This is a genomic window from Flavobacterium sp. GSB-24 (genome assembly GCF_027924665.1).
Lineage (GTDB): Bacteria > Bacteroidota > Bacteroidia > Flavobacteriales > Flavobacteriaceae > Flavobacterium.
In genome coordinates, this window is the sequence record NZ_AP027043.1 from 4401945 (window position 1) to 4418570 (window position 16626).

The following is a 16626-nucleotide window of genomic DNA, read 5'->3' on the forward strand; positions in this document are numbered from 1 at the left end:
TACATATAATCCCCGCAATTAAAAATTACAGTTTTAAGGGAAGTGCAGGATTTGAAATGACTCTACATCTTCGAACATTTACTGCAATTTCTCCAGGCGCAGATCTAAAGGCTTCATCGCCATAAGGCTGGAAGGTGCCAGACGGATAAGATTTTCCTTTTATAGAGTACTTTATGGAAGCTCTGCCACTGAAAGAATCTAGAGGAGAAAATGTAACACTACCGGTATCGGGGTTATAGGAAAAGGTCCCTTGGCTATCTTTCACCTCATAGGGATTTGGAACCGCACTGCCATCACTGTTCAAAAATCTGAATTGTGTTCTGTCTATATTTTCAGACGCCCCAATTGGAGATCCGGTAGTTGGACCAGCATATGCAAGGTCGTTATCTAAAGGATTTAGAATAAGAGTTGCATTTTTGCAAATCTCACCTGAATCGTAATTAGCTTCAGCAGCATAAGGTAGCATAATATCTAAATTCCAAATTTTATGTATATCGTTCAAACCTCCTGTACTTGCAGCAAATCCAATTCTAAAATTCTCTGGAATTAAAGCATCAATGGTATGCTTGCTATCAGGCCCTCTATTTGCTAGCGTGTTGAAATCAGTTACAGCAGGATTTGCGTTTTCCGAATAAGTTATGGAAGTGCGATACCAATACTTATCAATTATTGTACTAACAACATTTTGATGCTGGATCTTTACAGTCACATTGTATCCTCCTAGGGAATTGGGCATCAATTCAATAAAAGCCTTGCGATAAGACGGATTCTGCATATCGGTAGTATAAGATCCTGATCTTAGATCAAACCGATCACCAGCAAAACTGCCTAATAGGTCATAACTACCTGAACTATTCAGCGTAGCACCTGCAACTACTCCTTTAGATTTTAAAGTTTCAAGGGTGCCCATGGTAGTAAGCACAGGGTAACCTGTATATCCGTCTCCCCGACCTTCTGCATCAATATATGGACCTCTTGCGCCGCGGAGAGTCACATGGCTCTTAGCCTGATCCTTCCACAGAATGCCAGGCATCTGGATACCATTGATTCTTTCGTCCGGATTGAAAATCATGTTTTTAAAATTTCCATAAATATCCAGTGCTATCCCTAGATAAGCACCAGAGAGCCCTTCTTTTCTCGTATCCTGAAAATTATTATTGGTTCTTCTGAAACTATAGCCCAACTGACCGCCATAAGAGCCACTTGATAACGGATTTGCTGCAGCATCAAATAAAAAAACACTAATGCCGTCCGCTCCAGTACCATCGTAAATTGCGTAGTTAAATGAAATTTTGATTCCGACTGCACTATTAAACATCTTATTACCAATAACAACAGCGCCAAATTTATAGTTTTCGGCTGGAGTCAACTCTAATCCTGTTGGAGTAAATTTTGCTGAATTTGCTCCAGATCCTGTAGGTAGAACAACCTCTGATGGCTTCGTTCCAGAGGTGAAGCTCTGGTGATAGGGAAAACCTCCATACAATTGCGCATTTGCTTTCTGATAACTTCCAAGACATATGAAAAGCGTCAGAATAGCATATTGCAATTTTCTCAAAAAATAATAACACTTCTTCATATTTTTATCTGTCATAGCAATGGATTTTAGGAATTAATCTTTTACTTTGAATACAATGTTCATAAATGAATTTTCGGATATCGCTGCACCAGCCTTAATCGAGTACGTAATTACTCCCGAGGCCGAAATTGAAACACTGTCAAATACAGTGCTGTCAAAGTAAGTCACGAAATAATCTAAATCAGCAGGAGCCAAAACTGGCAGTACCGATGCATTGTTACTTCTCGCTTGTCCACTGCCTTGGTGATAACCAAATTGTCGGGCATATAGACTATAAACATCCAGGGTTTGAGGCCCGCTTAAGAGGGCCCCTGACTGATTATGCGTTGGGACAGCCACTGAGGGAGCATAAAAAAAATTGGGCATCGCCGACTTGACCTGCTTTATCAGTCCTGAAACAGGATCGCCTACCAAAATTCTGTCGGAAACTGAAGAATAGGATTCTCCGTCATAAACGTAAGTGTTGCTTCCTGTCTGGAGACCTGCTAAAGACAAGCTGTTAGAGGCTGTAGCTGTAATTACCGTAGGTTTGGTCAATGCTCCCCCCAATTCAATTTTAGCATCATTTGCAGTTAAGCCATTGTCCGCAGCAACATCATCGCTAAGCAGAGGAGCAAGATCTACAGCACTGCCCGAAAATCCATTTACAGTAGTTATGAGATTGGTTCCGTTTAAACTGTTGGAGACCGAATTAACAATTTGGGCCGTAGCAGCTTGTCCATTTACAACAGAAGTAATATTATTATTGGCGTATGTCAGCGAATTGGTTAAATCTTGGGCGGAAGCCGATCCTATTCTTATCCATTTGTCAGCGTACCAGTAGTAAAAGCCAGGCTGCGTATCTTCTGTAGTGCCTGTATTGAATACCAGCAATCCATTGATGTTCCCATTTGCAATTGTTTTTGAATCTGTAATGCCTGTTAATGAAACGCGAGGAATCAATATTCCTTTGTTTTCGGAAACAATATCCAATTGAGATGACGGATTAGGGCTAACGGTTCCAATTCCAACTTGTCCGTAACTTATATAACCCATCGATAAAAGTAGTATCAGCATGTAAAATCTTCTCATAATTTTATTCATTTAATCTTTAAACAGAATTGATTTTTAATTGTTTTTAATTGTTTTTAAGCATGTATTATTTTGGGTCGAAAGCTTTGTGAGCGCAATAATGTTTACTATGGCCGCAATATAAAGGGATTCAATAGCCAGCAAATGCATCTAGACCCATTCTATTGCATTACTTTACTATACAATTTTAAAAACAGTAACAAAGTGCGAAAGGATTCAGTTTTTGTTATCAGTTTAACTCTTATCAATTATAGCTATAGTAGCTCACAAAGCTTACTGTCTTTCAGTGCATATTATCCATTTATATTTTTTTGTTAATAAAAGTGTCTTCGGAGATGATCTTCAATCTTGATTGAAACCATTACGAAATTCAATTGAGGCGAAGTAAAATTATTTTTGATTTTAAGATGAATCAATTTAAAAATACAGTATCTCATTTTAACAAACACCTATAAATCAATAATTTAAAACACTTTTTATATATTTTTGATCTAAGGTTTTGCTACAGATATAACTCTTTTAATCTATGATACAAAGTTTTATTACGGAGCAAAAATCTTATATGCCGCTTTTGAAAATATATAATTGATGTAACTCCCAAAAAGAAAACAATAAGATATCTTTTTATATATTTCTACTTGAAATTCAGCACAGATGCTTAAAAATTAAACAGGATTACAGCATTGCAATACCATAAAAAGCTTCATTTTCTGATTTTTATTTTGAATAATGGTATGGAGATATGCTTAATTTGGCCATGATTGGATAAGTACGCTTTAGGGCATATGCTGATAAAGCGGACTCTTTCGCAATATTGATTATTGCTTGACTTTTAGAAGAATATTTCATAAAACATTAAGTAGGTAAAAAAAATAAGTCCATAAAAAAAAGAGGCCAAAGCCTCTTTTTAAAACACAAAATACAAAACGGCAATTTGACCATTTTATGAGGATAATAGTTAAAAAATAAAGATGTAAGAATGTAAGACATATTTAAACTATAAAAATCAAATTCTAAAAACGGTATTTGTCCTTATAGAGAAAAAACCTCCAGAAAAACTTCACTTAACATCTATTTTTATGGTATTTAACTGATTTTTATGGTAAATTATGACATTATGGGTGTAAAGCAGTTTGCTTAAGCTTTAGAAAAAGCCGGCTTAGCCCCCTAACCCGCACAATATCTGTGGCTTACTGCTTTACATCTGACACAATTTTAGAATTAGACCTGATATGATATCAGTTCTAATTACCTACTGCCTAATAATCATGACCAGCCCATAAAAAAGTCAAAATTCCATCGCAACACTGTATAAATCTAATGCAACAGATGCTGATTTTTGGCAAACAATCTCTTTTGCTGCTTAAATTAAAACCTAATTAAGATTTTTTTCATACAAATAAGAGAGAAGCAAGGGCTCCTCTCTTAAAAGAATCAAGCAACAATACAAAACCATTATGAATAATTGGTTAAATCATTTTACCAAGTTTATAATTAAAAAACATGCATTGCAACAAATTCTTGAGGCGTTTTTCTAAACTTGGTTTTAAAATTTCTATTAAATGTGGCGCGACTATTAAACCCCAGATCCATGTAAAGTTCTTTCATTAAAAAATCCTTGCTTTCATGATTTTTAATCTCCTCAACAAATGCATTGAGTCTATAATCATTTAGATAACTTTTAAAATTATTCTTCGTGCTGTAGTTTACAGCGCTGGAAATCTGAATAACACTTAAGCGGAGATCCTGCGCCAACTGCTCTAAACTATAATCTGGATTTCTCCAAGGCTCCTGAGTTTTCATATATAAATCAACTTTTTCAAATATCCTTTGGAAGGAAATATTAACTTTTGCCTCTATTTCCCTTTTTTGTTCGGAATTTCTGTTTGCGTGTAAAGTTTTTTCCGTTTCAAAAAATAATATTGCATTGTATTTGTTTATTTCAGTTCCATAATATACGATAAGAATTAGCAATGCCAGATTAAAAAACAAAAGACAAGCAAGAGTATAGCTTTCGTATTGCCTGCTTTGCTGGGCAAGCTGAAAATAGCGGCCAAAGAACGCATCGGCAGGATAAACCAGCATGGTGCTGCAGGTGATAAAAATCGTTTTTCTCAATGAATAAAACATGTACAGGATCCAAGGAAATAAAAATATATTCATATAAAGAAACAGCGAAGCTGTATGGTTTAGAAATCCATAAATTAAATCAAAAAACAAAAATAAAACACAGCTTATACTGGTCAGTTTCATATGATAATTTGGCGAAAAAAGATAAGATAAATAAATTCCCAGGACAATTCCCATAAAGATCGCACCAGCAAAAACTGATAATAAATTGCTGAAATAATAATTTAGTACAATGAGAAAAAAATGTTTTAAAAGCAGTAAAGGCAAGCAATATTTTACAAAATTAAACTTAAGCGCATCTATTTTCATTGCAACTTTATCCATTGTAAGTGAGTTTATATCATTCATTTTTATAAAAACGATTATAAATGCTGGAACTAAAAACAATAGGAAACTTTTCGTTTATAATGTTAATTAAGGCCAAGCATTTTTAAACAAAGTCTTCTTTATGCTAAGCAAAGACAATTACTGCACATTATATTAAGGGAATCCTCTTATTTCTCTTGATGCATATTTTTTACTGAGGCCGTCTGGGGGAAACGTTCTCCTTTAAAGCATTGCACATCGCGAATTTATCACTAGCCTATTGTAGACAAATTAGGAGGATGTTCCCTTAATATTAGTGGCTTCCAAACTATCTATCTATTAAAAAACATCTATTATTCAAACTAATAGCATAATTAATATTCACATCTCTAAGTCTCCATTTCTAAATTGATTTCCTTATCCTAATTAGATTTGGATCTTTTTTCTCTGTTTTAAAAACTTGCCGGCAATTCGATTCTATCAAACTATTATGCAAGCGTTCTGCCATTCCTTCGATACTTGACGCAATAGCATCCATGACCATTTCCATTCGGCGGTGTTTTTCATTTTTAATCAGTTTTAAAATCTCTTCCACAAAATCTTTATTGTATTTTTCTGCGATCGAATCTTTCGTATTGGTGAGTCTGATAACATATTCATTAGAAAAGATGGTTATGCTTAAATGGTGTTCATCATTGTTTACATAGTATTTCTCTCCCAGTTCATCATAATTTATATCGGTTCCGCTCAATTTTAGCAGTTCTAAAACTATCCCGCAGATATGATCTTCAGTTTTAGAATAGATTCTTTTTTTTTTTTTGAAAAATTGCAACATAAATAAGTACTTATACGAATCTAAAATATTCTAAAATGCTGGCAATTGCTATGTATTGCAAATTCCAATTACAGAATGCCATAATTGTTTCCAGCCTTGTGCTAAATTGCTAAACACTCAAGCCTTCAAATGGAAAAAATATGATCTTAATTTAACCTCTATCATTGCACATTTTGACGAAATACTGCAATATGAACCATAATACCAATAAGAATATTATTAACGTTCCGTAGCTATATGCTTTAAATTTTTCTTTCTCTTTTTCATTTTCATTTTTCATATGAATCTGTTTTTATGCCATAAGGCAAATTATTAGTAATTAACCTAACCTCATCTAAGGCTTGATTATGTGATCTTCTACGCTAGTGAATTTATACCAAAATCAATCTGTTTTAAAATTTCCGATTTTAATGAAAAACTATCCAAGAAAAGCACTCTATCGGCGTCAAACTTCAATTGATTGAATTCACTTTTAGTCGAAACGATCAATAGAAACTTCACTTTAGATTCAATAAATTTAACATAGATCAAATCATTATAATCATTTATGTTTATGAATCCGAAAGAATATTCCTTAACATTTCTTAAAGAAAATTCTTTCTTATTTTTATTAACCTCAACTGTAAACTTATTGCAGTAATGATTTCTAATGAATCTTAAAAATCCATTCGATGAATCATGAACCAAAATCTTTTCTTTAAACATCTCTCTCATAATATTTTTTATTAAAAAAATTTAAAACCCGCAAATAACGATATTTGGCGTAGCCGTATAATTCAAATAATAAGCCATTGGCCTAAATTCTACTGAGGACACTTTTTCTAGAAGCTGCCTAAAATATTTCTAAAAAAGCCATGAAATAATACCGCAATAAGTTATAATATTTAGTAAAGGTTGCTATAAAAGCGGCTTTATGCTAACAAAAAGTAGTTAACGGGACTAATCTCAGATTATCGGGCTTAATTTCAGATAATCGAAAAATAGTAATGTACTGAATATGTTGCAAATACAATAAAGAGCCATAGCCAGCTTTTAATATAGCAAAGACTATGACTCTTTATCACTTTAGTATATCGAATCGACAGATAATATAGTAAAAAATTACCGGAGAGAGCGTGTTTATCGTATCGTTGAGGACTAGTTCTTTATTTTTAGAAACCTGTTAAAAAGTTCTTGCTTGCGTTTTGAAATCGGAAGAAACAATCCATTTACTAATTCGCAGTAGCTGCCGTCTCTTTTAATAATCCTCACTGTATATTTTATATTAATAATATATGATTTATGAATACGAAAGAAAACAGTCTCATCAAGAAGATTTTCATAGAAAATTAAATTTTTATTAGAAACATACTCTTTTCCATTAACCATATAAAAAGTCGCATATTTACTGTCGGATCCCAAATAAAGTATATCTGAAGTTTTTATTAATTCAATTTTATCCATTGAAGCTACAGCAATATAATCTCTGTTGTTTGCAAGATCTTTTTCTATCTTACCGTTCCTCATGCTGCTAAAATCAAAATAGTTTTCACGCTCAATCTTTGTTAAAGCCTTATTAATTGACAATATCAATTCTTCTATTATGACCGGTTTCAAAATATAGTCGATGGCGTTATATTTTATTGCTTTTAAAGCATATTCATCATGCGAGGTGACAAATATTACTTGCGCCCTTGAAAGCGTTATTTCATCGAGCATTTCAAAAACCTCCCTTCCGTTAAGCCTTATATCCAAAAAAAGAATATCTGGTTTCATTTCATTGATAACTTTAATCGCATTGTTTATGGTTAGTGCTTCGGCTATAACATCTATATTGATACAGTACTTATTTATTAGATGCTTAAGAAGCAGAATATTATTTAGCTCATCATCGACCAAAATTGCTTTGTATTTATTCATAATCTTTTCATTGTATTAAGTGGGAATTTAAGCTTTATATTTTGCAGAAGCAAACTTCTCTCTTTACTATAAGTTTAATTAATCGATTCAGTTAAAACTTGACAATCAAATATTTGCCACATGTTTTACCATGTTAAGCACCTTTTTTAGCATTATTAATTTAACAAAAAAACAAACATAAACTAAAATTCACTTTAAAAATAAATTATCTCTTAAAAAAATGCATTAAATAGTTAAATGAAAGACTATTCTTTTTAGTCCGGGCATAAAGAATAGCATTTAATAATATAGAATAAGGAATAAAACCTGGTGCGCATCGAAAGAAGGCGTACTATCTTTCAACGAACTTATGGAATAGAATTAAAATCAAATTTTTTATGTATCTCCAATTGCTTTAAATGCTTCTTTTTTTAATTCTCGCTATTTCCGACCCCTTCCTAAAATCAAAGTATTGCTGTTTCTCAATTTTTAATATTGACTTGCTGACCGAATGAATCAATTCTTCAATTATTATAGGTTTTAAAATATAATCAATTTCCACATATCTGCTTGCATTTACTGCGTATTCTTCATGCGAAGTGACAAATAAAACTTGCGCTCTGGGAATTTTTATAAGGTCTAACATGTCAAAGATATCTTTACCGTGAAGCCAAATATCCAACAAAAGAATATCAGGTTCAAGTTCATTTATAAGGGAAATTGCACTACCGGCTGTGGCAGCTTCGCCAACTATTTGAATATTTTGACAATATTTATTTATAAAATGTTTAATCAGTAAAATATTATTTACTTCGTCATCAACAACAAGTGCCTTGTATATAATCATAATTCATATGCAGATTTAAAGGTTAGTTTTAAAACTCAGATTTACAATAAGAATTCATTAATTTATTTTAAACCTCATTGTAACTGTTGTTCCTAATGCTATACTACCTAATTTACGATCTTCAATATTGAATGAAATATACTGTAATTTGGAAGAGGCATTTATAATGTCTATTCTTTCTTTAACAATTGCAGTTGACCAAGATTTATGCGCATATTCCCTGTTTTTGACTAACCGCGATGCTGCTTCTCTTCCAATACCATTGTCTTTAATAATTACAAAAAGATATCCATCCTTTAATAAACATCTAATTTCCAAAATCTTATCCCCTTCTTCTTTAGGAGACAGGCCATGAACAATAGCATTTTCGACAAAGGGCTGTATTAGCATGCCTGGTATGAAAACACTTTTTACGTTCTCGATTTCATCATATTTTATTGAAAACTGCAGTTTATTATTCAGCTGAAGATTATTTAGAATTAAATAATAGTTGATATACTGGAGTTCATCTTCCAAAGAAACGATTTCCTGCTTGGACATATCCAGTGTAAGGCGCAGAAGCCTAGAAAACGCACCAAAATACTTGTTGGCTTCCGCTTCCCCCTTAAGTATCATTATACTTTGCATATTATTTAGAATATTAAATACAAAATGTGGATTCATCTGCGCCTTTAAGGCATTTGATTTTAAGGCAGTTATTTCTTTTTCCCTTTCATACTTTCTCCTTTGCTTTTTGGTTTTTCTTTTAAACTCAAAAATTATTATTAAAACTCCCAAAACAGCTACAAAACATATAAAATAAGGGCTTTTAAAAAATATTTGCTCAACATTTATTCTAATTCTTATTTTGTTAATCGTTTCAGAACCTTCAAAATCTTTTCCTTTCACTTCCAGCAAATAATTGCCTGCTGGTAAATTATACAATCTTACAAGACCTGAAGTGCCGGCATTCAGCCAACCATCTGTTAACCCATCAATCTTATAATAGTAAACGCTTTTCTCATGATCATACATGTCATTTGTGGAGAACTCGGCCGAAAAGTAATTTTTGTCATAAGGCAGTTCAATTGTTTCAAAACTGTGTCCATAATCTGTTATATTTTTACCTTTTAATTTCGAATAATATTCCTTTTTTGAAAGGTAAACTTTATATTGTTTTTTTTGAAAATTGAAATTTTTAGGGTTTAATTCAGTTATACCGTTTAAACCTCCGAAATAGAATGTGTAACTGTCTTTTTTATGAAACGACCTCATATTAAACTCATTGTCCGAAATTCCATCGCGCATATAAAAGTTATTAAACTTTTTTGCACTTTTATTTAGGACAGACAGGCCATAAAAAGTTGAAAACCACATTTGACCATCGCTTTCTAATATCCCGCATACAGTATTATTTGAAAGCCCTCTGCTCTGATCATAGATCTCCATGGCACTTGTTTTGAAATTCAGCAGAATTGCACCTGAGTTGTTGGTGCCAATCCAAATATTTTTATCCTCATCTTCATGAATGACCATTATAGTTTTGTCTTTAAAAATGAAGCCATCTTTATAATAATTTAGAAAAAACTTTTGTTTTGTCTTAAAAAACAGACCTCTACTTGTGGCAATCCACAAAATCCCCCTACTGTCTTTTAAAATGTCGTATATTGTAAAATTATCTTTAAATCCTTTAATTTTATATCTTTCGAGCCTTGCACTACTTTTAATAAACACAAACAATCCATTTTCTGAACCTACCCACAAAGAATCGGCAGATTTCTCTTTTATAAAAATAGATCTAAATTTTGCCCTTCCCTCATATCGTGCGGTTTTTACTTTACCGCTGTGCAATCCAATTGATTTCACAAAATTTTCTTCTCCAATTGCCCATAATAGTGAGTCGTGTTCAATTAACAAAGAATTATAATAATTAAAACGGTACCTCACATCAATAATTTTCGACAGCGTATTTCTATAGGTATTCAATTTAAAAAGCCCTTTGTATGAACCTATATAAGTGTTACCATATTTATCCGATACAATGCCACGGGTGCTGATTTTAAAATTTTCATTTTGAATATATTTTTTAAATCTTCCATCATTGGTTTTTAACATAAAAATATTATCATTTGTAGAAAACCACACAATATTATTTTTTCCCGCAAGCAGATGGTCGTTGGTTATATTGTTTTTGAGGTCTAGAGTGTCGGTAAGTTTAAGAGGATGAGTACTTCTATTGATTGAGCCGATAAAAAGTCTGTTTTTATCAACTGTAAAAAACTTTGATTTCACATATAAAAAGTTCTCATAGGGGTACTCAAACATATGCATTCCTATCTGCTTTAAGTACTTATAATTAAACTTTCTACCAGTAAAATAATATGCTCCGCTTTTATCCCTTGGGAAAATTGAGCCATTTTCGACAAAATGAGTCTTATTGCCGTCGTAATTTATATGATCGATATAATGCATGCCTCTGCTGTCAAAGGTGTAGAGATTTTGATATGATTTTATTAAAATTCTTCCATCTTTTAATTCTTTCAATATTTTGAGATTAACATTTTTTGGAGTATGATCAGCATTAAAAGAATCAGGATCTACTCTTTTTAGTGACTTTGCGAAGTCAAATGTCTTTTGATTATAATTCTTATCGAATTGCAATAAATATTCATCACCCAGGCTTATCCATATGCTGCCATTGTGGTCTAAAATCGAGGCCAAATCACGAAAATCTCTCAAACCAAATTTATAAGATTTCCATTTTACATACTTTACATGAAATGTCTCAGGATTTATGATATATGCCCCTTCTATTGAAATGGCCCATATATTTCCGTTCTGGTCTTGAATCCAATTATAGATGCTAGCCGTTGAAACAGTAATCCTTCTTCTGTTTTTTATGAAAATACTATATTTTATCTGATTTCGTCCATCATATTTATAAAATATTCCCTCTGTGTTGACTGCATACCATACAAAACCGTCTTTGTCAATAAAGGGATCGCTTGTTAATAAATCTGTATTGAGTTCATTACGAACGGGAATAGTTTTTAAAGTATAATTTTGTCCTACGATGAACGGGGCATATAATAGAAGGATTAATAATCTTAAAATCATAGGAAAATATTTATCGCAACAAAGAAAAAATCATAAAGTAATACTATAAATACCTTTTCAGACAATCTCACAAGCGACATGAATTTTGTTTAATTTATTATTGATAACATCATATGAAGAAGCCAATTTTCATTAACAGACCGTGATCATCAAGTAGCTGATCATAAAATTAAACTCAAAATGATATTAAAAAAAATCTAAAGTAGTAAACGGTCATTTTATTTGAATTAAGGGAAGAATTAACGGATTAACGTATAAATCATGCCTATATAGTCTTGCTGGAATTTTAAAGAATTTGTATTGTGATTACCTTTTTTTATTCATTCTGTATTAATGACTTCAAATGTTCTGTCGCATCTATCAGAATCGAACATAACAATTTAAGTAATTTAAAAGTTAGCCCTTCAATTTACAGAATGATTTAAACGTAGATATCCTTGGTATAAACATCTGATTCTTTCTAAGCAGATTCAAAACTTTAAAACCTAATCCGTTTTGTATGCGCCACTTGATAAAACAATGGTCCATTTCGACAACATTGTTAAGATAATTACTTTGCCAGATTTTAACCTTAAGAATGAACGACTGTTATAGACTTTGATAGTGGAAGTACTTGAATTATTGGGAAGCAACTAGAATATGTAGTGTAGCGGTGAAATGCTTAGAGATTACTTGGAACCGCCTTTTTTACTACTACAGAATAATGCTTCAATCTCTTAAACCTAAATATTAAATATTTTTGATATATTTATAATAAAAAAAAAGAATAATACTACTACCTCGTAAATCGTTATTATTTTAAGTTTTGTGTATGAGTTAATATTGAAATAGTAAAAATTGAATTTGGTGCAGAATCGGTGCACAGAGGTTCATGGAGTTGATACCTTTTTTGCGACTAAAAGCTTAGGCAGTATTTATCTGAAGTGCTAAAAATAAGGATGTAAACCCTAAATGGGAGTTGATACCTTTTTTGCAGAAGACATTCTGCACTCGAAAACTTAACGATCGAAGAGTTTCAGAATCAGCAGGCAATTAAATAATAGCTTTTCTTATGATGATAGAGTTAAACTGGGTGCACAGTCGATGCATTTAGATTTAACAAGAACTTATAATACTGTATTAAAACAATTTGAAGGCTCAAGTTCGAAACATTACTGACATACTACTGTCTTATATATTACTTGTTGTTCAACCGATGCCAGAAATTGATTTATTTCGTATTCATAATATTGATTTACGAACATAATAATCATTTCAAATCGTCACGCTCAAAAATGACTATTAAGATACAGATGTACAATAATTTAGAAGAACTTATTTTCTTTTTTAGTGGACACCAGTGTAATAATGTATATATTTATAGAATTGAAAACCCAAAAAAATCTATCCATAACTAAAATACTTATGAGATTAAAACTAGTTGGTAAAAAAGAACTCACCTACATACTATTCCTTTGTATTACTGTGAATTATGGCCAAAATGGAACAATTGAAAAAAATAAAACTACACAAACCACTAAATCCAAACTAGAGACATTAGCTGCAATTGAAAAAGTCTGTCAAACCATAATAGACGATAATTACGCTAATCCGAATAGTACTTCTTTAACTCAAAGTACTTCCACAGATAAAAATTTGCTTGATGTATTCAGTGATATTTCAGTTGAACTTCAAAAAAACAAAAATAGTACTACCGAAAATCTGGGATCGGAAACTAAAGTAAATAGTGAACCGTCATTTAACGAAGTGTATCCAAAGGAAAAATATGAAGCTTTGATAGCTCATGGAAATGTTTTTGTCAAAAAATCTGAATTGCTTTCTCAATCGTTGCAAAAGAAAGCAACCGAACTTGACGCTGCTGCTAAAGCAAATAATATTGAAGAAGTCAAAAGGATTTACACTAAAATGGGATTGGCATTTAATGTTATGGGTACTAAGCTTGATAGCGCAATACTGGAATTGAGAAGAACACAACCGTATATAGTTGAAACCTATACAAAAATAACGGCTGTTGGCAACGAAACAGATGCTTTAAAAAAAGTAGAAACTACCGTTGATGCCACAAGCAGTATGGTTGGAATCCTATATTATTTGTCGGCTATTAAAAATTGCAATACTGTTGTCTCTAAAATTCAAGAACATTTGGCACAATTATCTAAAGTGTCAGGCACCCAAAAAGGTTGATTTGTATAGCGGTCCATATAAATGTCTAATATTATTTTAAAGTCCAAATACATCAATAAGTTAACCAAGTCAGGTCGAATATAAATATTACTTAAAATGCATAAAATAAAAATCCTACTACTATTTCTTTCCCTTTCGCTAAACTGCTTTTCACAGCTTAAAACCAATAATCAAAATGGAATTAATAAAGATTTGTATCGTTTAAATTTAAATGATTCGGTCAAATCAGTCGTTTATGGCCGTACCTTTTACAAAGAAGATCTCACAGCATATGAAATAGATGATATCACAGATATAGTAATATTACGCCAAAACTCATACGAATCATATGAATTTAATAAATATGGTTTGATATCAAGACATTTTCACGATTCATTAGTATATGACCAAAAATACCTCCAAAATAATTTCAAATATGAATTGGATAAAAAGGTGTATCGAGTACCCGATTGGACGGGAATGGTTAATTTAAATATGCAAAATGTGAATAAAATTACATTTAAGAGGTCTAACTGTTTTAAATATTCAGACTCGGATTTTGCGTATAAATATAATTTCGGCAAAAACGGTAAAATAACTGATGAAAAAGAATATTTTGTAGACAAAGATGATTCTAATAAGATAATTGAAACTAAGCTATACCAAACCAAAAAATACATTTATGATCTAAAAGGCAATTTGGTACAGCAGCGTTTATTTTATGAAGGACCATACAAGGAAAATAATTATACTACGGAGAAAGATGGGGCGCATGAAAAATGGATGTATGAATATGATGTTAAAAATCGCTTAATTAAAGTAACTGAAATGTATGCTGCAGAATCTCAGGAAGTTCAAGAGCCACGTATAGAACTGAAATACAAATATCATCCTACCGAAAATTACGTTACTGAGGTTGAAATATTTTACGAGGCTGGTTTTGGTCATAAATATAAAAAAGCTAAATTTTATTATAACAAAAATGCGGATATCATAGCGTGTGAGTATATAAATGATAATTTGCAAAAACAAGAAAAAGTCTTTTACGAGTATGAGTATGATAGTCATAACAACTGGATAAAATGTAAACTTAGATACAATTCCATGCAGGACGAGGTGATTAAAAGTATAAAAAGAAAAATTTCATATTATGGGAATTAAATTGGATGTTAAAAAAGTTATTGCAGTTTTTGCATTGATATACTGTAGCCTTTGCACTGCTCAGGAAAACAAATTAAAAGTAAACAGATCGTTAAATTTAAACGGCCCTGTGAAGACCGTAAATACATTTTATTCCTTTTACAAACAAAACATTACACCACTAGTAAAATACCGTGTTTTATTTGAAAACGATATTGCTAATGATGATTCTTATGAATTTAACAAAGAAGGACTTCCTATACAAAAAGCAATTACTCTTAGAACCAAAGGTTATGAAGATCGTCCGGTGGGAAAATTATATAAATATGAATATGATGACAAAGACTATATTTTAAAGAAAGATTTTTTGCCTTACCAAAGCATTTCAAAACCATTATCCATTGATTTGGATTTACAAATCCAGACAAATTTTGCTATTGAAAATAGATTTAAAATTGACCAAGATTATAAAATAGCCAAACTAGACAGCGCAAATATAGCACTAAATCAATATCAAGATCGATATAGAGATCTAAGGCAGTTTCAATATCAATATAAAACTGAAGGAAATAAAATTATTGAAGAAAAGATTTATTATAAACCTAAACCTGAACAAAAAGTATTTAAATCACCTTCTGAAAACGAACTACTGGTAGTAAAGACATTTAAATACGATTCGAAAGGAAACCTAACAGAATGTAATTTTGATTCAAAGAACACAAGCCCGTATCGCGACACTAATTCAGACAATAAATTTCATTATGCTTGTGACACTAAATTTAAATGTTATTACGATGACAAAAGCAAAATCGCCAAGGCAACTTGGAGTAACTATTTAGGAATATTCCTTACTGCAATTTATACTTACGACTCTACCAATACCTATATTCAAAAAATACATATTACAGGTCAACAAACTTATCCCTACCCAAGTGATGACATGGTTTTCAACTATAATGAAAATAACGATTTAGTGGAAGTCAATTTTATTAGTGAAGATGAAATAAATCAGCCAGCAAACAGATATTATGAATATGAATACGATAATCATAAAAACTGGATTAAATGTAAGATGTATTTAGAAGGGAATAAAAATGAAGTAACAGCTAAAATGGAGAGAAAAATACAATATTTTAAATAGCAGATTGTTGAAAATCTGAAACTGGAGTTGATACCTTTTTTTTTTGCGACTAAACGCTTAACCCTCAAATTTTGTATAATTAAAAGTGCAAATAAATCAATAGAGGTTACAGTATTTTAAATATATTTGTATCACAAAAAAAAGAATAATATTACTCATTATTAATTCGTTGGTTTCCTATTACTTATACAAGTAAATATTGAATAAATAATATACAATTTGGGTGCAGAATCGGTGCATTGAGGTATAAGACATTTATAAAAACGTAGCAAAGACGGGACTTGAACTCATATAGTTCGAATCCTGCTCTCCCCACCAAAAGGGTAAAAGAAGCCAAAACGAAAGTTTTTTAATCTTTTCAAAAACCCATAACAAACGTGGTAAAGCCTGCAAATCTTACGATTTACAGGCTTTTTTATTATATACTGCTATTCAGATTT

General features: G+C 31.6%; 11 protein-coding genes and 1 pseudogene. 3 read left to right on the top strand and 9 right to left on the bottom strand.

The genetic code is table 11. The annotated features are described in order from the left end of the window. Positions 1–25: 25 nt before the first annotated feature. The 9 genes and pseudogenes from QMG60_RS18695 to QMG60_RS18735 all read right to left on the bottom strand — a co-directional run. Complete coding sequence (locus QMG60_RS18695) at positions 26–1594, bottom strand: hypothetical protein (RefSeq protein WP_281866012.1); 1569 nt, start codon at positions 1592–1594, stop codon at positions 26–28. 18 nt (positions 1595–1612) lie between these two features. Continuing rightward, positions 1613–2650 carry a hypothetical protein gene (locus tag QMG60_RS18700; protein WP_281866013.1) on the bottom strand — a complete coding sequence of 346 codons (1038 nt, stop codon included), beginning with the start codon at positions 2648–2650 and terminating at the stop codon, positions 1613–1615. Between the two features lie 1494 nt (positions 2651–4144). Then, positions 4145–5128, bottom strand: coding sequence for an AraC family transcriptional regulator (locus tag QMG60_RS18705; RefSeq protein WP_281866014.1), 984 nt, complete (start codon positions 5126–5128; stop codon positions 4145–4147). A gap of 361 nt (positions 5129–5489) precedes the next feature. Continuing rightward, positions 5490–5837, bottom strand: coding sequence for a hypothetical protein (locus QMG60_RS18710; protein ID WP_281866015.1), 348 nt, complete (start codon positions 5835–5837; stop codon positions 5490–5492). Positions 5838–6278: 441 nt separating this feature from the next. Further along, positions 6279–6635 (bottom strand): hypothetical protein, encoded by a 357-nt coding sequence (locus tag QMG60_RS18715; protein WP_281866016.1) that lies wholly within the window; start codon positions 6633–6635, stop codon positions 6279–6281. A gap of 423 nt (positions 6636–7058) precedes the next feature. Next, positions 7059–7820 carry a LytTR family DNA-binding domain-containing protein gene (locus QMG60_RS18720; RefSeq protein WP_281866017.1) on the bottom strand — a complete coding sequence of 254 codons (762 nt, stop codon included), beginning with the start codon at positions 7818–7820 and terminating at the stop codon, positions 7059–7061. 394 nt (positions 7821–8214) lie between these two features. Continuing rightward, positions 8215–8646, bottom strand: coding sequence for a response regulator (locus QMG60_RS18725; protein ID WP_281866018.1), 432 nt, complete (start codon positions 8644–8646; stop codon positions 8215–8217). A 57-nt stretch (positions 8647–8703) separates the two neighbouring features. Continuing rightward, on the bottom strand, positions 8704–11742 hold the full coding sequence (locus QMG60_RS18730) for a sensor histidine kinase (RefSeq protein ID WP_281866019.1): 3039 nt from the start codon (positions 11740–11742) through the stop codon (positions 8704–8706). 477 nt (positions 11743–12219) lie between these two features. Next, positions 12220–12315, bottom strand: a pseudogene (locus tag QMG60_RS18735) (IS6 family transposase); the annotation flags it as partial. A gap of 831 nt (positions 12316–13146) precedes the next feature. On the opposite strand from QMG60_RS18735, the gene QMG60_RS18740 reads away from it, so the two are divergent. The 3 genes from QMG60_RS18740 to QMG60_RS18750 all read left to right on the top strand — a co-directional run bounded on the left by QMG60_RS18740 (position 13147) and on the right by QMG60_RS18750 (position 16186). Beyond that, positions 13147–13926 carry a hypothetical protein gene (locus QMG60_RS18740; protein WP_134141845.1) on the top strand — a complete coding sequence of 260 codons (780 nt, stop codon included), beginning with the start codon at positions 13147–13149 and terminating at the stop codon, positions 13924–13926. 96 nt (positions 13927–14022) lie between these two features. Beyond that, complete coding sequence (locus QMG60_RS18745; RefSeq protein WP_281866020.1) at positions 14023–15066, top strand: hypothetical protein; 1044 nt, start codon at positions 14023–14025, stop codon at positions 15064–15066. Continuing rightward, positions 15056–16186 (top strand): hypothetical protein, encoded by a 1131-nt coding sequence (locus QMG60_RS18750; RefSeq protein WP_134141843.1) that lies wholly within the window; start codon positions 15056–15058, stop codon positions 16184–16186. Before QMG60_RS18745 ends, QMG60_RS18750 begins: the two co-directional genes overlap by 11 nt. Positions 16187–16626: the final 440 nt, after the last annotated feature.